The sequence below is a fragment of the Actinoplanes sp. CA-051413 genome (assembly GCF_050955795.1).
In the GTDB taxonomy this organism is placed as follows: Bacteria; Actinomycetota; Actinomycetes; order Mycobacteriales; family Micromonosporaceae; genus Actinoplanes.
Genome location: NZ_CP192100.1, coordinates 7654892 through 7671861, shown reverse-complemented (window position 1 = coordinate 7671861; position 16970 = coordinate 7654892). Strand labels below are relative to the sequence as shown.

Below are 16970 nucleotides of genomic sequence, written 5' to 3'. Positions count from 1 at the left end.
CGTACTTCACGGAGCTCAATTCGTGGAAGTGGAGCTCTTGGGGCTGGGGCGCCAACGATACCGTCAAGGTCGAGATCACCAGCGTCTAGCTGAGTCGCATCCGGGCCTTCTGGCGGTCGTTGCAAGATTGCGGCGTAGAAGGCCCGGATGGCACTTTCATCTCCACTGCAGTTCCCGGATGCCGTTGAAAGGCTGTTTCGTGCTTTCGTGTCAAAATATCAGCGTTTCATATCGGCAAGGTACTGTCCGGGCGCAACCGCTCCGATCCGTTTCCCTCGAAGTTGGCGCGGAGTCAGTGGCCATCATGGGCCCGAGCGGCAGCGGAAAGTCCACTCTTCTGCGGATTCTTGCGGGGCTTCAAATTCCTGACCAGGGGCGTGTCAGCCTCAACGGGAGGCCGCTCAGGAGCCGAAACGGCGGCGATGCGCGAATTTCTTTGATCCACCAGGATTACCGGTTGGTTGATTTCCTAACCGTGGCGGAGAATCTCGCTCTCGCGGCGGAACTGCGCGCGATCGACGTCTCGCAGACGGATGTCGCCAACGCGCTCGATCGGGTGGGCCTGAACGGACTTCAAGAGCGTTCACCAGCCACTCTCTCCGGCGGGGAGCAGCAGCGTGTGGCCATCGCCAGGGCTCTGGTGTCCCGATCAAGAGTTCTGCTGGCTGACGAGCCGACCGGTGCACTGGATGGGGAGAACACTATTACTGTGGCCACGCTCCTGCGTGACATCAGTCAGGAGCATCAGGTGGCTGTCGTCGTCGCGACGCACGACCGGTCGGTAGCGCACATGATGTCACGCGCGCTGGTGCACCATGACGGAAGCTTCCGCGAGACAAGCGAGTTGCCGGCGTGACTACGAGGTTCCTGGTCGGAAAGTTCATCCGGTTCCACTTCGCCGCGGTATGCGGACTGGCCGGCACAGCGTTTGTCCTCGCGATCGCCTTTGCCGGGGCCAATATCCTGCAAGCATCAGTCACTGCAGCCACGGAGCAGGCAGTCGCCGCCGATGCCGGCGGACGGGCTTTCGCAGTCCAAGTTCTTGACGAGCAGCAGGCTCTTCCCGTGCTGTCCCGGCGAACGGATTTGCTGGCGGTCATCGACAGCGCAGGAAAGGCCGCTTCGAGGAACGCTGAGTCACCGGCAGGTCTGCGCTTCGTCAGTGATCCGACTGCCGAGCTGGGTCTGCTGGTCGAAGGACGTTACCCGGTCCGCCCCGATGAGGCGACGATATCCTCGTTCTTGGCGGACGCACTCGGTCTGCGTGTAGGCGATGAGTCAATCGTCACCGACGCGAAGAGTCAGAAGCACCCGGTTCGGGTTTCAGGTATCACTTCATCGCCGGCGAACGACGACGACCTCACGGTTGTTCTGCTGTCCGATGACGTTGATGCGCGCGAGGCAACCGTATTCCTTACCCATGCCGATCCCTTTACCGACAGAGAGCTGGGCCCGCTTCTGGATCGGCGAGTTCTCAAGGGCCGCACAGTGGAAATCCTGGCGGAAGACGAGGGCTCGTCGACCCGGTCCGCCGTCCTGTCGATGCTGAGCTACGCCACACCGGCCTTGAGTGCCATCTCGATCTCCCTGATCTTGGCGTTGTTGGCCATGTCGGCCTACAAGGTACGGCGCGATGCGTCCGCGTTGCAGGCCAGCGGGATGGAGAGGGTGCGCTCGTGGCGTATCGTCGGTTACGCGGGAGCGGCGGCGGTCCTTATGGGCACGGTCTCCGGGAGCATTCTGACCCTTGCCGCGGCGACAGTGTGGCGGTCCCACCTGTCAGCGATTTTTGGTCAGGATTGGCAGACAATCGCAGCGTCGTGGCTGCCGCTCGCTGTCTATGTCGCAGGTGTCCCGACCCTGGTGATTCTGGTACTCCATACGGCCCCGGCGTACCTGCTGAGCAGACGGCGCCGGCGGATTCCCCGAATCAGTGTTTCAGCACGGGTAGCAAGCGCCGTGATGGCCGTATGGGCCGTCATGCTCGGCCTCACCCTGGCTCGCGTGCTGCCGGTACAGGTCGGCGGTGCCGCCGGTGCCGCCGCCGTCGTCGTTGCTCCGGTGCTCATCGCCCACCTCGCATCCCGTAGTGCTGGGACAGCCGAGCGCCGGGTGGTGCGCATGGTCGCTCATGCGCTGCTGCCGGTCGTGATCGTGGCGGCGCTGCTGACTTGGGTGACTACTATGCAATCGGCAGCCGGTTCGCACAATGCGATCTCCATGCGGGAGACTTCGCCGATGGTACAGCCGTCCGGCTCTCTGCTGTTGACTGAAGTGCCATCCAAAAGCGGCGATGTACTACGCGCCTCATACCGCCGTCTCGGCGGCAAAAGCGTTGTCACCTACCGACTTCCCGATGAGACCAGCACCATGGTCCGAGCGGCGAGCGCTGAACTGACCGGGTGTATGAAGCGCATGAGATCAACGCGACTCAGTGAGGTGGATCTGACCTGCTTCCCACCACACTCGATCGCTCCGATCAATATCATCGCGCTCTCGTCGGGCGACAGCACTGCGCCGTTGACGGCCGACCCCAGCCTTATCCAAAGTGGTGTAGTTGGTCTGCTCACGTTGGCCGCAGGCAGTGATGTGACCTCGCGGATCGAGGAGTCGCCCGCCAGTGGCGATGCGCTACTCGGTGGAAACATGCCGGGCGCCGTTCTGCCGGCTGAAGGCGCGTTGGCGCATTCTTTGAAACTCCGCGCCACCAACGGCGAGTTCATCGCCTTCCTTGACTTCGCGAAACTCCCGACCGTTTCTCAGGCGCAGTTCCGCTCCGATGTCGCCCGGCTCGCCAGCGCAGGTCAGGTGGCCGAAGAGCGTAGTCAGTACGAGGGCGCGGATATTCACCTGGCGCTAGCGCGAGCCTGGTCGGCTTCCGGTGGTCTCCTGCTGGTGGTCCTGTTGGGTTTCGGCGGAGCCACCATCGTCTCCGTTCAGGCGAGGTTGCGCCGTACGCTGATCGACATCGGAGGACTGCCGCGTCGACGGCGCATGCTCACGGCTCAGATTTTCGCCGTGCCCATGGTATCCGTCATATTCGCGACTGGACTTGGGCTCTGCTCGGCCTGGCTGCAAGGCGTACACAACGGAGCTGGATTCGGCTTGATCTGGCTGATTCCGGGAGGAGCATCGTTGGCCGCCATAGCCGCTCTCGGTATCGCCTTCCATCGAGTGCCGTCACGCACGGTCATCTCCTGAGCGGCTGGAGCGCGATGCGGCCTTCGCTAATGCGGCGGGCGACGTAGTCGCGGGTGGTTGATGTCCCGGCCACGAGCGGCTTGAGCGATCGCGGCGGCGTCCACGGCGTCGCTATTCAATGAAGCTGGAGAGCGCACACCCGAGCCATTGCGGGATGTACAGGCCCAGATGCCTGTGTCAGGCCGGGCGGGCGCGGTCCGTGGCCAGGTGGACGGCGAGCGCGCCGAGCACCGTACCCATCAGGTAGCGCTGCATCCGCAGCCAGCCCGGCCGCCGGGCCAGGAAGACCGCGATGCCGCCCGCCGCCGCCACGATCAGCAGGTTGACCGTCAGGCTGACCAGGATCTGCACGCCGCCGAGCACGAAGCCCTGGGCGAGCACGTGCCCGGCTTCCGGGCGGACGAACTGCGGGATCAGCGACAGATACATGATCGCGGCCTTGGGGTTGAGCAGATTGGTGAGCAGGCCCATGGTGAACAGCCGGCGCGGTGAGTCGCCCGGCGCGGAGGTCGGCGCGGAGGCCGGCGCGAAGACCGACGTGCCGCCCGGGCGCAGCGTCTTGACGGCGAGCCAGCCCAGGTAGGCCGCGCCGGCCAGCTTGACGGTCGTGTACGCCTCCGGGACGTGCACGAAGATCACCGAGAGGCCGAGGTTGGCGGCGGTCAGGTAGATGAGGAAGCCGATCACCACGCCGCCGAGCGAGACGATGCCGGCGCGCCGGCCCTGGGTGATGCTGCGGGAGACCAGGTACATCATGTTCGGGCCCGGGGTGAGCACCATGCCGAGGGCGACGGCCGTGACGCCGAGCAGGGACGCGAGACTGATCATCCGTCCAGCGTCGCCGCCGGCTGCGGGATCCGGCGAGAGCCAAAACCCGATCGGTGGTACGCGATCAGCGCCGTGACCGCCACCGCCACGATCGCCCCGCCCGTCGCCAGCGTCATGTCCTTCTGGGCGTCCCACATGTCACCCTGCTGGCCGTTGTAGGCCTCGGCCGCCCCGGGCGCGAGCGTCATCGCGATGCCCCACTCGAACAGCTCGTACACCGCGCTCGTGGACAGCACCACGTCCACCGCCACCAGCGCCGCCCAGCGGATGCCGCGCCCGGCCTCCCGGAACCGGGCGAACAGCACCGGGCCGAAACAGAGCCCGTACGACAGGTGCACCAGCCGGTCGAAGTTGTTGCGCTGCCACCCGAAGAGCTCGTTGAGGCGTACGCCGAACAGCGCCTCCGTCCAGTCGTCGTACGGCACGAACGAGTAGATCCACCGGGCCGCCACCGAGTGCAGCACCAGGAAGATCAGGATCAGCAGGAACGACGCGTACGGCAGTGGGCGGCGCCGCTGCACGAGCAGTAGCGCCACCAGGCCGAGCACGGTGAGCGAGTGGTGCATGGCCTGCTCGACCGGATGTTCGGGCCGCCACCAGGTGGCGGCGACCACGATCAGGAAGACGCCCAGCGTCCACCGGTACGCGAGGGGGAACGGGGGCACAGCCGCACTCTAGGCGGCCCGGTCCAGTCTGGAGGGTTGACAGTCACCCCCGGGGTGACACATGCTCTACCCATGAGCAGTCAACCCGGGGGTGACAACAGCTGGGACGTCGTCCTGGCGCACCGTACCCCCGACACCCGTGCGCCGGTCCGCGAGCGCTTCGAGTCGGCCGGGGTGTCCCCGGAGCTGGTGCGCTCGGCCCTGGCCGACGGGGGCGACGAGATGTTCGCCGCGGCCGCCGGGGGTGCGGCCGACTGGGCCGGGCCGTTCGGCGGTCCGCTCGCCGTCGCGCTGATCGCGGCCGAGGTCAGCGCCCTCACCGCCCACCTGACCTCCCGGGCATCCGCGGTCCGGGCGCTCGCCGTCGAGGCTCTGCTCGACGACTTCAGCGCTGTGACGGTCGCCGCCCGGCTCGGCGTCTCCCGGCAGAAGGTCTACGACATCGCCCGCCCCAACCCCACCAGCTCCTTCATCGACCACGCGCCCTGGAGGCTGCCGTGACAACCCTGGAAGAGGCACCGACCGTCATGGAAGAGCTCGTCGACCTGCCCGACCCCGAGACCCAGCCGCTGGTCCACCCGCTGGACCTGCCCGCGGCCCGCACCGACTTCCGCAACGGCTGGCTGGTCGGCGCGGCCACCGGCCTGCCGGTGGCCGCCCTGGTCGCCGGCATCATCGCCTACCTGACCCGCAGCGTGGTCCCCCCGATCGTCGCCTTTCTCGCGCTGAGCGTCTTCGGGGCGATGGCGAGCCGCTTCGCCATCAACCGGGCCTGGGACCACATCCCGCGCAAGCGCCAGGACCGGGAGCGACCGCTGCCGCGCAGCTGGGACCTCGGCGCCGCCGCCATCCTGGCGCTGGCCCTCGGTGTCGCTCTGCTGCTCATCGTCTACCGCCTCGACGACGCGGATGTGCCGGTCGACGTGCGGTCGTTCACCTTCGGCATGAGCGCGGTGGCCGCACTGCTGGTGGTGGCGGACGCGGTGTTCGGGCTGCTCCGGCCGGCCCGGCGGGGCCGGGCTCTGGCCAGCCTGCCCGGCGTCGTCGTGGTCGCGGTCGCGGTCGTGCTGGCGTACGGGGCCTGGTTCGACGGAGATGCCGTGGGCTCGCTGATGTTCTGGGGAGCCGTCTCGATGGCCGCCGCGGGACTGCTGGCCGGGGCGGCGAGGCTGCGGGAGCGGCGCCGCGTCAACGCCCGTGCCGGGCAGCCATAGCGTCGACCGCGTTCTTCGCTTCCAGCAGCGTGGCGCCGGTCTCGTCCCGGTAGGCCTTGATCGCCGCCACCCGCTGGTCCGCGAAGATCAGCCGGAGCACCTCGGGCTGCTCCCGCTCGCGGACGGTGATGCCGAGATGCCCGACCACCGCGTCGAGCTTCTGCTCGATCGCGGTGAGCCGGGCGGCCGTCCGCAGTTGTTCCCGCCGGGAGTTCGCCGACGAGGCCAGGCCCAGCAGGATCAGGCCGACCAGCAGCACGACGAGCGCGACGGTCACGAGGATTTCCATGGCGTCATCGTGGCAAGCCGCCGCCAATCACCCGCCGTGCAACGCCGCGTACTTCTCCGCGATCGCCGCCGACTCGGGCAGGTCCGCCTCGACCACCGGCAGCGCGGGCGCGACCTCGGCGCCGAGCTCGGCGAGCAGCTGCGCCAGCAGGGCCGCGGCCGCCGCCGCTTGCGGGGCCACACCCGCGGTCACCACCGGTACGGCCCGTTTGCCGGCAAGCGCATTGGCGGGCAGCTGATCGAGCAGCACCTTCAGCACCCCGGTGTAGCTGCCCTTGTAGGTCGGCGTGGCAACCACCAGCACGTCAGCCTCGCGGACCGCCGTCACCGCGGCCGCCGTGGCGGTGTCTCCCGGTGTCAGCAGGCCCGCACCGAGCGCGCCGACCTCCACCACGGCGGCGGCACCGCCCAGCGCCTCCCCGACGGCCGAGGCCAGCACGGAGGTCCGCGATCCGGGCCGCGGGTTACCCGAGACGACGACGATTCCGCTCATGCGTTTGCTCCCAGTTTCAGCAGGGGGAGGACGCCCTCGCCGAAGCGGTAGGCCTCCTCCAGGTGTGGTTGTCCGGACAGGATGAAGTGGTCGATGCCGAGCGCGTGATATTCGGTGAGCCGCTCGGCGACCTCGGCGTGGCTGCCGACCAGCGCGGTGCCCGCGCCCGGCCGGACCAGGCCGAAGCCGGCCCACAGGTTGGGGGAGACCTCGAGCGAGTCCCCGCCGGCCAGCTGCGCCATCCGGCGCTGGCCTTCGGATTCGGTACGGGCGAAGCGCTCCCGCGCCGCGGTGACGGCGGCCTCCGGCACCCGGTCGAGCAGGGCGCGCGCCGCCGCCCAGGCCTCGTCGGCGGTGTCCCTCGTGATGACGTGCAGCCTGATCCCGTACGTGAGCCGGCGGTCGGTCAGCGCGCGCACCGCGGCCAGCTTGGCGGCGACCGCGTCCGGCGGTTCACCCCAGGTCAGGTACGTGTCGACGTGCTCGGCGGCCACCCGCAACGCCGGCAGTGACGACCCGCCGAAGAAGATCGGGGGTACAGGATCGGGCGGCTGCCGCGTCGTCGCGCCCTCGATCCGGTAGTGCTCGCCGGTGAAGTCGAACGGCTCGCCCGACCAGGCGCCGCGCAGCACCTGGACGAACTCGGCGGTCCGGGCGTACCGCTGGTCGTGGTCCAGCCAGTCGCCGAAGCGGCGCTGCTCGGTGGACTCTCCGCCGGTGACCACGTTGAGCATCAGCCGCCCGCCGGAGATCCGCTGGTAGGTCGAGGCCATCTGGGCGGCCAGCGTCGGCGACACCAGCCCGGGCCGGAACGCGACCAGGAACCGCAGTGTGGACGTCTCGGTGAGCAGCGCGGCGGTGGTGAGCCACGCGTCCTCGCAGAACGTGCCGGTCGGGGTGAGCACGCCGGTGAAGCCGAGGCGCTCGGCCGCGCGGGCCACCAGTGCCAGGTAGCCCAGCTCGGGCGGGCGTTCGGTGGTCACGGTGGCTGCCGCCTGCCCGCCGCTGGTGATGCCGTGGCTGTCCCCGGCGGTCGGCAGGAACCAGTGGAACTCCATCTACGCCGACCGCTTGAGGTGCGCGTACGTGCCGTCGTGGTAGACGAGCGGGGTGACCGTCGTGTCCTCGTGGTGCTCGCCCACCTCCGGCGCGGCCAGCACGATGGTGTGGTCGCCGGCCTCCACCCGCTGGGTCACCCGGCACACGATGCGGGCCAGCACGCCGTCGAGCAGCGGCACCCCGTCCGGTCCGGGCCGCCAGGCGCCGTGCGCGGCGAAGCGGTCGATGCCCCGGGTCGCGAACGTGCGGGCGACGTGCTCCTGCTCCTGGGTCAGCACGTGCACGGCGATGGTGCTCGCCGACTCCACGGCCGGCCACGCCGAGGCGGTCTTGGCCAGGCAGAACGAGACCAGCGGCGGGTCGAGCGAGACGGAGGTGAAGGAGGTGGCGGTGAAGCCGGCCGGGGGCTCGCCGGGGGCGGTGATCACGACGACGGCAGCGGCATGGCGGCGCAGCAGCGCCCGGAAGAGGTCGGCGTCCACGGCACGGTCCTGGTGGAGAGGGGTGACGGTCATGGTGGTCCCCTAAGCAGCGACGAGGGAGCGGTGGGCTAGTTCCTGCCTGACGAGCGGGATGAGGTGCCGGCCGTAGTCGACCGCGTCGTCGACGGGGTCGTAGCCGCGGATCAGGATCGTGGTGACGCCGAGGTCGACGTAGTCCAGCAGGGCGCGGGCCACGGTCTCGGGCGAGCCGACCAGGGCGGTCGAGTTGCCCTGGGCGCCGCTGGCCAGCGCGGTGGCCGTCCACAGTGCCCGGTCGTGCCGGTCACCCTTGGCCGCGGCTGCGAGCAGGCGTTGCGAGCCGATGTTCTCGGGGTGCGGCCCGCCCAGCACGCGGGTCTTGTCACCGGTGAAGGAGCCCTTGCCGCCCTTGCTCTCGGTGATGGTGGCCAGGATGCGCTCGGCCCGCTCCCAGGCCAGCTCGTCGGTCGCGGCCAGGATCGGCCGGAACGAGACGCTGATGCCCAGCGGGCCGCGCCCGGCCGCGGCCGCCGAGGCCTGCACGGCGGCGATCTGCTCGGCGGTCTCCTTCAGCGGCTCACCCCAGAGGGCGAAGACGTCGGCGACCGCCCCGCCGGTGCGGTACGCCGCCGGAGACGAGCCGCCGAAGTACAGCGGGATCCGGTGCGCCGGCTGGGCCAGCAGCGAGAAGTTCTCGAAGCGGTAGAACCGGCCCTCGTGCGAGAACGGCTCCGGCGACGACCAGGCGCGGCGCAGGATCCGCAGGTACTCTTCGGTGCGGGCGTACCGGTCGTCCTTGCCCAGGTAGTCACCGTCGCGGCGTTGCTCGGCGTCGGAGCCACCGGTGATGGTGTGCACGGCGACCCGGCCGCCGGAGAGCTGGTCCAGGGTCGCGAAGGTGCGCGCGGCGGTGGTCGGGGCGACGAAACCGGGCCGGTGGGCGATGAGCAGCCCGAGGCGTTCGGTGTGCGCGGCGGCGTACGCGGCGACCTGCGTCCCGTCCGGCGTGGACGAGCCGTAGCCGATCAGCACCCGGTCGAAGCCGCCGTCCTCGTGCGCCCGGCTGAAGCGCCGTACGTACCCGGGGTCGATCGGTGGCCCGCTGGGTGCGCGGGTCTCGGACACGTCCCGGGTGCCGATCATGCCGACGAACTCGACGGTCATCAGGAATTCCTCTCGAGCTGGGCGCGACCGGCGGCGGTGAGGACGACGTCGTCCTGCGGGGTGTGGATGCGTCCGCAGAGCACGTCGCGCAGATGGCGTTCGAGCGGGTTCCGGCGGCTGAGCCCGGCGTTGCCGATGAGGGCCACACCGCGCTGCACGGCGTCGATGGCGGCGGTGGTGGCGACGGTCTTGGCCAGGCCCGGCTGATCAGCGTCCACCGGCTCGCCGCGGTCGATCGCCTGCGCGATGCTGTCGATCAGCGTCGTCGCGGTGAGCAGCTGAGCGGAGATCAGGCCGACCTCGCTCTGGAAGCGGGGGAGCGAGGCCAGCGGCTTGCCGAGGTTGGTGGGGACCCGTTCACGCAGGTAGCCGGTGAGCCAGTCACGGGCCGCGGCGGCCACCCCGAGGTAGATGGCGGCGATGCCGAGGGCGTTCCAGGCGCGCAGGCCGCCGGGGTCCGCGCCGGGCGCTCCCGGTTCGGCCAGCTCCAGCGTCGCCCCGTGCGGCACGGGCACCCGGTCGAAGGTCACGTCGTCACTGCGGGAGGCGCGCAGGCCCAGGTGGTCCCAGGTGCGCTCGACGGTGATGCCGGGGGAGTCGGTGCGGACCAGGAACGCTCCGGTGCGTACCGGATCCTCGTCAGTCCGGGCCCAGACCTGCATCCAGCGCAACCCGATCGCGCCGGTGGAGAAGATCTTGTGGCCGGTGAGCTCCCAGCCGCCGGCGGTCCGCCGGGCGGTGGTGACCGGCAGGCCGCCGCGGGCCGGGGTGCCGAGGTCGGGCTCGACCCGCAGGGAGTTGATCAGGGTGGGCCGCCGCGCCGACTCGGCCAGCACCTCGGCATAGAGGTCGGTGGGCCAGGCGGCCGAGGCGGCGTGCGCGAAGAGCGTCATCGCGCTGATCAGGGCGACCGACGGGTCGCCGCGGCCGAGGGCGGTGAGGACGCGCACGGTGTCGGCCAGGCCACCGCCCGGGCCGCCGTGCTCGGGGCCGACGGTGAGGGTGAGCAGGCCGGCCTCGTGCACCGCGGCCAGGCCGGCGTGCGGCAGGTCGGCGGTGCGGTCGTGCTGCTCGGCGTGGGCAGCCAGGGCCGCGGTCACGTCCACCAGATGGGAAAGGCGGGGCGTCGGCAGAGCCTGGGCGTCCGCAGCGGGGGTGGGCATGGCCCCAACCGTGCCCTCCTTGCAGCACGGGTGTCAACGGTGATCCCATATCCTAGTAAACCTATGGGGTTCAGTTGACATGCAGAACTTGGATGAGTCAGAGTTCCGGCCATGTCCACTCCCACCATCGCCGCCCCGGTCAGCCCACCGGCGGCGACCACGAGCACACCGGCCCCCGGCGGGGCGCGCCGGAGAGGGCTGCCGTACCGGGTGATCTCCTGGGTCGTTCCGCTGTTGCTGCTGCTCACGTGGGAGCTGCTGGCCCGGGCCGGGATCATCGCCCCCAACGTCCTGCCGGCGCCGAGCTCCGTCGGGGTCACCGCCTGGCGGCTGACCGAGACCGGCGAGCTGCCCACCCACCTGTGGGAGAGCCTCAAGCGCGCCGCCATCGGCCTGGCCATCGGCGGCAGCATCGGCCTGGTGCTCGGCGTGCTGACCGGCTTCTCCCGGCTCGCCGAGGCGATCGTGGACCGCAACATCCAGATCGTCCGGGCCATCCCATTCCTGGCGATCCTGCCGCTGGTCATGGTGTGGTTCGGCGTCGGCGAGAGCGGGCGCTACTTCCTCGTGGCGCTCGGCACCCTGTTCCCGATCTACCTCAACACCGTGCTCGGCATCCGCCAGGTCGACCCGAAGCTGCTGGAGATGGGCCGGGTCATCGGCCTGCCCCGGCTCCGGCTGGTCCGCACGGTGATCCTGCCCGGCGCGCTGCCGTCCGTCCTGCTGGGCGTCCGGCTGGCGCTGACCAACGCGTGGCTGGCCCTGGTCATCGCCGAGACCGTCGGCGCGCCCGCCGGCATCGGCTTCATGGCCACCAACGCCCGCGAGTTCCTTCAGACCGACGTGATCGTCCTGGTCATCGTCCTGTACGCGCTCATCGGTCTGAGCACCGATCTCATCGCCCGGGCCCTGGAGCGCCGTCTCCTGGCCTGGCACCCGAACTACTCCGGAGGTAAGAAGTGACACTGTCCCGCCGCTCACTGCTGGGAGCCGCACTCGCTCTACCCGTGCTCGCGGCTTGCGGCGACAACGCGGCGGAGGCCAACGGCCGCAAGAAGGTCCGGCTGACCTACGGCGCCATCTCGGTGCCCAAGACCCGCGGTGTGTTCGAGACGACCCTCAAGGATCAGGGCATCGACGTCGAGTGGGTCGGCCCCTTCCCGAACCACGCCCCCACCCTGCAGGCCGTCGCCACCGGCACCGCCGACTTCAGCTTCGGCGGCAGCTCCACCCCGGCCGACCAGGCGCTGCTGTCCGGCAACAAGCTCAAGTACGTCGCCTGGGCCACGGCCAAGCCCCGCCTGTCGTCGATCCTGGCCCTGCCGAACTCGGGCATCACCAAGGTCGCGGACCTGGCCGGCAAGAACGTGGCGGTGAACAAGGCCGGGCTGGGCGAGTTCCTGCTCGTCGCCGCGCTGGAGAAGTACAACGTGCCGCGGGACTCGGTGACTTTCACCTATCTGAACCCGCCGGACGCCGCGCCCGCCTTCGGCAGTGGCAAGGTGGACGCGTGGGGCATCTGGTCCGGCCCGATGGAGCTGGCCGAGGTGCAGTACGGCGCCAAGCGCATCTTCACCGACGGCGACGAGCTGGACAAGCAAATCGACTTCTCGACGTACCTGGTCCGCGAGGACTACGCGAAGAAGGAGGCGGACACCATCCGCAAGGTCATCGCCGCGTACAAGGCCGAGGCCGACTGGGTCAACGCCAACCAGGCCGAGGCGCAGAAGATCGGCAACGCCGTCTCCAAGTACCCCGACGCCGTGGTGCAGAAGATCGTGGCCGGCAACGTCCAGACCACGTGGAGCCTGATCAACGACGACGGCATCGCCCAGCTGCAGGCCGGCGCCGACTGGCTGAGCGAGCGGAAGGTGCTCAGCGGCAAGATCAATATCGCGGACCACGCGGTGAAGCTGTGACCACGGCGGTGGACGCGCCCGCGGTGCGGGCCAGCGCGGTCACCCGGCGGTACGGCGACCGCACCGTCCTGCACGAGCTCGACCTCGAGATCCGCCGGGGCGAGTTCGTGGCCCTGCTCGGCAAGAGCGGGTGCGGCAAGACGACGCTGCTGCGTACCCTCGCGGGCCTGGACCGGCTCGACGGCGGTGACCTCGTCGTGCCGTCCTCGTCCACCGTGGTCTTCCAGGAGCACCGGCTCCTGCCCTGGGAGAAGGTCTGGCGCAACGTGGCCCTGAACCTGCCGCGCGCGACGGCCCGGGCCCGCGCCCAGTCCGCGCTGGAGGAGGTCGGTCTCGGCGATCACGCCGACGCCTGGCCGCTGACCCTGTCCGGCGGCGAGGCCCAGCGGGTCGCCCTGGCCCGGGCCCTGGTCCGCGAACCCGAGCTGCTGCTGCTGGACGAGCCGTTCGCGGCCCTGGACGCGCTCACCCGGATCCGGATGCACGGGCTGGTCCGGGACCTGATCTCCCGGCACCGGCCGGCTGTGCTGCTGGTCACGCACGACGTCGACGAGGCGGTGCTGCTGGCCGACCGGGTGCTGACCATGCGCGACGGCCGGATCGCCGCGGACCATCAGGTGTCGGCGCAGGCCCGCTCCCGCGGCCACGCGGAGTTCGTCGCGCTGCGCGCCGACCTGCTCGCCGAACTGGGCGTCGTCGAGCAGTGAGCAGCACCGGCAGCTCGCACTGGGGAGCCTTCCGGGTCTCCGGGGCCGGCGCGACCCTCGAGGTCACACCGCGTCCCGGGGATCCGGACCCCACGCCGCTGCTGGGCAACATCGCGGGCGCGCACCGGCACGGCTCCCGGGTCGCGCGCCCGGCCCTGCGCCGCCCGCGGGCCGGTCGTGGCTACGACTCCTTCGAGGAGGTCTCCTGGGACACGGCCCTCGACCGGGTGGCCGAGGCGCTGACCCGGGCCCGGGAGCACGGCGACAACGCGATCTTCGGCGGCTCGTACGGCTGGGCCAGCGCCGGCCGCTTCCACCACGCGCAGTCCCAGCTGCACCGCTTCCTCGCCCTCGGCGGCGGCTACACCGACGCGCGCGACAACTACAGCTTCGCCGCGTCCAACGTGGCCCTGCCGCACCTGGTCGGCCACCGCGGCACGCACGCGATCATCCGGGGCGGCACCGACTGGCCGGTCATCGCCGCGCACACCGACCTGGTGGTCGCCTTCGGCGGCATCCGGGCCGCGACCAGCTACGTCTCGCCCGGCGGCCGCGCCACGCACGATCTCCGCGAGCACCTGCGCACCGCCACGGCCCGCGGCCTGCGGGTCGCCTCGGTGTCACCGCTGCGCGACGACCTCGCCGCCGACCTGGCCGGTGACTGGCTGGCGATCCGCCCCGGCACGGACGTGGCGGTGATGTTCGCCCTGGCCCACCAGCTCGTCGCCGACGGCCACGCGGACCTGGATTTCCTCGACAAGTACACGGTCGGCGGACGCCGGTTCCTCGCCGACGTGGCGGACAGGACCCCGGCCTGGGCCGCGGAGATCTCCGGGCTGGACGAGGCGGCGATCGTCGCGTTGGCCCGGCGGATGGCGGCCGGCCGCACGCTGATCACGGTCAGCTGGTCGCTGCAGCGCACCCGGCACGGCGAGCAGCCGCTCTGGGCCGGGCTCGCCCTCGCCGCGGTGCTGGGACAGATCGGGCTGCCCGGCGGTGGTTTCGGCCACGGGTACGGCTCGGTGGGCGAGGTGGGCGGGGGCAAGCTGCCGTACGGGCTCCCGACGTTCCCGCGCGCCCGCAACCCGGTGCCGGACTTCATCCCGTGCGCCCGGATCGCCGACCTGCTGCTGCACCCCGGCGAGGAGTTCGACTACGACGGCGGCCGGTACGCCTACCCGGACACGAAGCTCGTCTACTGGGCCGGCGGCAACCCGTTCCACCACCACCAGGACCTGAACCGGCTGCGCCGCGCCTTCGCCCGGCCCGAGACGGTGATCGTGCACGAGCCGTACTGGACGGCGACCGCGTGCCACGCCGACGTGGTGCTGCCGGTCACCACCACCCTGGAACGCGACGACCTGGGCGCCGGCCGCGGTGACACCCACCTTATCGCCATGCAGCGCGCCGACGAGCCGTACGCCGAGGCCCGCGACGAGTACGACATCTTCGCCGACGTGGCCCAGCGGCTGGGCTACCGCGCGGCGTTCACCGAGGGGCGCACCAGCGGCGAGTGGCTGCGGCACCTGTACGAGGACTGGGGCGCCGACCTGGACCTGCCGGGATTCGACGACTTCTGGGCGGCCGGCGAGGTGGAGCTGCCGGGCCGGCGCGCGGACACCGTACTGTTCGCCGGCTTCCGGGACGGGCGGCCGCTGGACACCCCGAGCGGCAAGATCGAGCTCTACTCGGCGACCGTGGCCGGTTTCGGCTACGACGAGTGCCCCGGCCATCCCGTGTTCCACGAGCCGGAGCTGTCGCCGTACCCGATCGTTTTGATCTGCAATCAGCCCGCCTCGCGCCTGCACTCGCAGCTCGACATGGGCGGGGTCTCCCAGCAGGCCAAGATCGCCGGACGCGAGCCGCTGCGGTTGCACCCCACTGACGCGGCCGCGCGGGGCATCGCCGACGGTGACGTCGTACGGGTCCACAACGACCTCGGCAGCCTCCTGGCCGGCGCGCGGCTGTCCGACGCGTGCGCGCCCGGGGTCGCCCAGCTCTCCACCGGCGCCTGGTTCGACCCGTCCGCGCCCGAGGTCGCCACCTGCGTGCACGGCAACCCCAACGTGCTGACCCGCGACGTGGGCACCTCCCGGCTGGCGCAGGGCTGCACCGGCCAGCAGGCCCGCGTCGAGATCTCCCGCCACGACGGACCGACACCGCCGGTCCGTGCCTACGACCCACCCCTGGAGCATCAGTGACCGACGATTTCCACCAGAGGCTGCACCACGTCGCGCCGGTCGCGCTGTCCGGTGAGACCGCCCAGACCAAGGGGATGACCCGGGTCGAGGCGATCAGCGGCAAGACCGTGGGCAGCAAGGACCTGTGGATGGGCGAGACCCACGTCTCCGCGGCGACGGCGAGCGACAACCACCACCACGGCGAGTCCGAGACAGCGATCTACGTGGTGCGCGGCAATCCGGTCTTCGTCTTCTACTCCGCCGAGGAGGGCGCCGAGACGCGGATCGAGACCAAGCCGGGCGACTACATCTTCGTCCCGCCGTGGGTGCCGCACCGCGAGGAGAACCCGGACCCCGACAACGAGGCGGTCGTGGTGATCGCGCGGACCACGCAGGAGGCCATCGTCGTCAACCTGCCCTCGCTCAAGCCCCGGTCCTGAGAGGGAGAGACGTCATGCCCGTCGAATTCATCGGCCTCATCGCCACCCAGGACGGCTCGGAGAGCAGCCCGGCCACGGTGCCCTTCATCGACCCCGGCTACGCGGGCCGGATCGCCCGCGCCCACGAGGACTCCGGCTTCGACCAGGTGCTGATCGGCTACAGCTCGGCGTACCCGGATGGTGCGCAGCTGGCGGCGTACGCGGCGGCGCACACCGAGAAGCTGCGGTTCATGGTCGCGCACCGGCCCGGCTTCGTCGCCCCGACGCTGGCCGCGCGCACCTTCGCCACGCTGGACCACTTCACCGGCGGCCGGGTGACGCTCAACATCATCACCGGCGGCCACGACGTGGAACAGCGCCGGGACGGCGACTACCTGGCCAAGGACGACCGGTACGCGCGCACCGACGAGTACCTGTCGATCCTGCGCCGGGCATGGACGGCCGAGACGCCGTTCTCGCACGAGGGCCGGTTCTACCGCTTCGAGGACTTCGTCTCGCAGGTCCGGCCGGTGCACGGCACCATCCCGCTGTACTTCTCGGGATCGTCGCCGGCCGCGTACGCGACGGGGGTCAAGCATGCGCAGACATACATGTTCTGGGGTGAGCCGCTGGCCCAGATCGCCGAGCAGATCGCCGCCGTACGGGCCGCGGCCGCGGTGGCGGGACAGCCCGCGCCGCGCTTCTCGGTCTCGTTCCGGCCCATCCTCGGCGCGACCGAGGAACTCGCCTGGGAGCGGGCCCACGCGATCCTGGACCGGATCAACCCGTCCCGCTTCTTCGGCGACGCCGGCCAAGGGCCGGCCAACGTGGGCTCGCAACGGCTGCTCGCGGCGGCGGCGACCCAGGACCGGCACGACCGCGCACTGTGGACGGCGACCGCACGGGCCAGTGGCGCGGCGGGCAACTCCACGGCACTGGTCGGCACGCCGGACACGGTCGCCCGGGCCCTGCTCGACTACCACGAGCTCGGCGTGACGACCTTCCTGATCCGCGGCTACGACCCGCTGGACGACGCGATCGACTACGGCCGCGAGCTCATTCCCGCCGTTCGCGCGGAAATAGCACGACGAGACAGCGCCGCATTACCGGTGCCCGCCTGAATGGCAATGTGCCGACCGTCACTGAATTGAACTCCCGCATCCTGGATTTGTTTTGACCTGCCGCCGCCGAGTGTGAAGGATGGTCACC

General features: G+C 70.6%; 18 protein-coding genes. 10 read left to right on the top strand and 8 right to left on the bottom strand.

Features of this window, described 5'->3' with window-relative positions:
• Positions 1–304 precede the first annotated feature (304 nt).
• Both ACQP2Y_RS36130 and ACQP2Y_RS36125 read left to right on the top strand, forming a co-directional pair.
• Positions 305–856, top strand: a complete 552-nt coding sequence (locus ACQP2Y_RS36130; protein ID WP_433732190.1) for an ABC transporter ATP-binding protein — start codon at positions 305–307, stop codon at positions 854–856.
• Entirely contained in the window at positions 853–3201 is a 2349-nt protein-coding gene (locus ACQP2Y_RS36125) for a hypothetical protein (RefSeq protein WP_433720603.1), read from the top strand. Before ACQP2Y_RS36130 ends, ACQP2Y_RS36125 begins: the two co-directional genes overlap by 4 nt.
• A 177-nt stretch (positions 3202–3378) precedes the next feature.
• Here ACQP2Y_RS36125 and ACQP2Y_RS36120 read toward each other — a convergent pair whose 3' ends face one another.
• Together ACQP2Y_RS36120 and ACQP2Y_RS36115 are read right to left on the bottom strand one after the other, a co-directional pair.
• Positions 3379–4029, bottom strand: coding sequence for a LysE family translocator (locus tag ACQP2Y_RS36120; RefSeq protein WP_433720601.1), 651 nt, complete (start codon positions 4027–4029; stop codon positions 3379–3381).
• Positions 4026–4694, bottom strand: a complete 669-nt coding sequence (locus ACQP2Y_RS36115) for a DUF2238 domain-containing protein (protein ID WP_433720599.1) — start codon at positions 4692–4694, stop codon at positions 4026–4028. The genes ACQP2Y_RS36120 and ACQP2Y_RS36115 overlap by 4 nt, the downstream gene beginning before the upstream one ends.
• A gap of 72 nt (positions 4695–4766) precedes the next feature.
• On the opposite strand from ACQP2Y_RS36115, the gene ACQP2Y_RS36110 reads away from it, so the two are divergent.
• Together ACQP2Y_RS36110 and ACQP2Y_RS36105 are read left to right on the top strand one after the other, a co-directional pair.
• Positions 4767–5195 (top strand): hypothetical protein, encoded by a 429-nt coding sequence (locus tag ACQP2Y_RS36110; protein WP_433720597.1) that lies wholly within the window; start codon positions 4767–4769, stop codon positions 5193–5195.
• On the top strand, positions 5192–5908 hold the full coding sequence (locus tag ACQP2Y_RS36105; RefSeq protein WP_433720595.1) for a hypothetical protein: 717 nt from the start codon (positions 5192–5194) through the stop codon (positions 5906–5908). The genes ACQP2Y_RS36110 and ACQP2Y_RS36105 overlap by 4 nt, the downstream gene beginning before the upstream one ends.
• Here ACQP2Y_RS36105 and ACQP2Y_RS36100 read toward each other — a convergent pair.
• From ACQP2Y_RS36100 to ACQP2Y_RS36075, 6 genes are read right to left on the bottom strand one after another with little or no spacing between them, the layout of a single operon-like run.
• The gene (locus ACQP2Y_RS36100; protein WP_433720594.1) at positions 5883–6197 is read right to left on the bottom strand and encodes a hypothetical protein; all 315 of its coding nucleotides are present in this window, start codon (positions 6195–6197) and stop codon (positions 5883–5885) included. The two genes, ACQP2Y_RS36105 and ACQP2Y_RS36100, sit on opposite strands and share 26 nt — an antisense overlap.
• A gap of 27 nt (positions 6198–6224) precedes the next feature.
• A complete protein-coding gene (locus ACQP2Y_RS36095; protein WP_433720593.1) occupies positions 6225–6689 on the bottom strand; it encodes an NADPH-dependent FMN reductase in 465 nt (154 codons plus the stop codon).
• On the bottom strand, positions 6686–7747 hold the full coding sequence (locus tag ACQP2Y_RS36090) for an LLM class flavin-dependent oxidoreductase (protein ID WP_433720592.1): 1062 nt from the start codon (positions 7745–7747) through the stop codon (positions 6686–6688). Before ACQP2Y_RS36090 ends, ACQP2Y_RS36095 begins: the two co-directional genes overlap by 4 nt.
• Complete coding sequence (locus ACQP2Y_RS36085) at positions 7748–8263, bottom strand: flavin reductase family protein (RefSeq protein ID WP_433720591.1); 516 nt, start codon at positions 8261–8263, stop codon at positions 7748–7750.
• A 9-nt stretch (positions 8264–8272) separates the two neighbouring features.
• Entirely contained in the window at positions 8273–9373 is a 1101-nt protein-coding gene (locus tag ACQP2Y_RS36080) for an LLM class flavin-dependent oxidoreductase (RefSeq protein WP_433720590.1), read from the bottom strand.
• Positions 9373–10536: an acyl-CoA dehydrogenase family protein gene (locus tag ACQP2Y_RS36075; protein ID WP_433720589.1), complete on the bottom strand. Its 1164-nt coding sequence runs from the start codon at positions 10534–10536 to the stop codon at positions 9373–9375. Before ACQP2Y_RS36075 ends, ACQP2Y_RS36080 begins: the two co-directional genes overlap by 1 nt.
• A gap of 111 nt (positions 10537–10647) precedes the next feature.
• On the opposite strand from ACQP2Y_RS36075, the gene ACQP2Y_RS36070 reads away from it, so the two are divergent.
• From ACQP2Y_RS36070 to ACQP2Y_RS36045, 6 genes are read left to right on the top strand one after another with little or no spacing between them, the layout of a single operon-like run.
• Positions 10648–11499: an ABC transporter permease subunit gene (locus tag ACQP2Y_RS36070; protein WP_433720587.1), complete on the top strand. Its 852-nt coding sequence runs from the start codon at positions 10648–10650 to the stop codon at positions 11497–11499.
• Positions 11496–12455, top strand: a complete 960-nt coding sequence (locus ACQP2Y_RS36065; protein WP_433720585.1) for an aliphatic sulfonate ABC transporter substrate-binding protein — start codon at positions 11496–11498, stop codon at positions 12453–12455. The genes ACQP2Y_RS36070 and ACQP2Y_RS36065 overlap by 4 nt, the downstream gene beginning before the upstream one ends.
• Positions 12452–13162 carry an ABC transporter ATP-binding protein gene (locus ACQP2Y_RS36060; RefSeq protein ID WP_433720583.1) on the top strand — a complete coding sequence of 237 codons (711 nt, stop codon included), beginning with the start codon at positions 12452–12454 and terminating at the stop codon, positions 13160–13162. Before ACQP2Y_RS36065 ends, ACQP2Y_RS36060 begins: the two co-directional genes overlap by 4 nt.
• Positions 13159–15363: a molybdopterin-dependent oxidoreductase gene (locus tag ACQP2Y_RS36055; protein ID WP_433720581.1), complete on the top strand. Its 2205-nt coding sequence runs from the start codon at positions 13159–13161 to the stop codon at positions 15361–15363. Before ACQP2Y_RS36060 ends, ACQP2Y_RS36055 begins: the two co-directional genes overlap by 4 nt.
• Positions 15360–15782: a cupin domain-containing protein gene (locus ACQP2Y_RS36050; protein WP_433720579.1), complete on the top strand. Its 423-nt coding sequence runs from the start codon at positions 15360–15362 to the stop codon at positions 15780–15782. Before ACQP2Y_RS36055 ends, ACQP2Y_RS36050 begins: the two co-directional genes overlap by 4 nt.
• Positions 15783–15796: 14 nt before the next feature.
• On the top strand, positions 15797–16882 hold the full coding sequence (locus ACQP2Y_RS36045; RefSeq protein WP_433720577.1) for an LLM class flavin-dependent oxidoreductase: 1086 nt from the start codon (positions 15797–15799) through the stop codon (positions 16880–16882).
• The last annotated feature ends 88 nt before the right edge of the window (positions 16883–16970 follow it).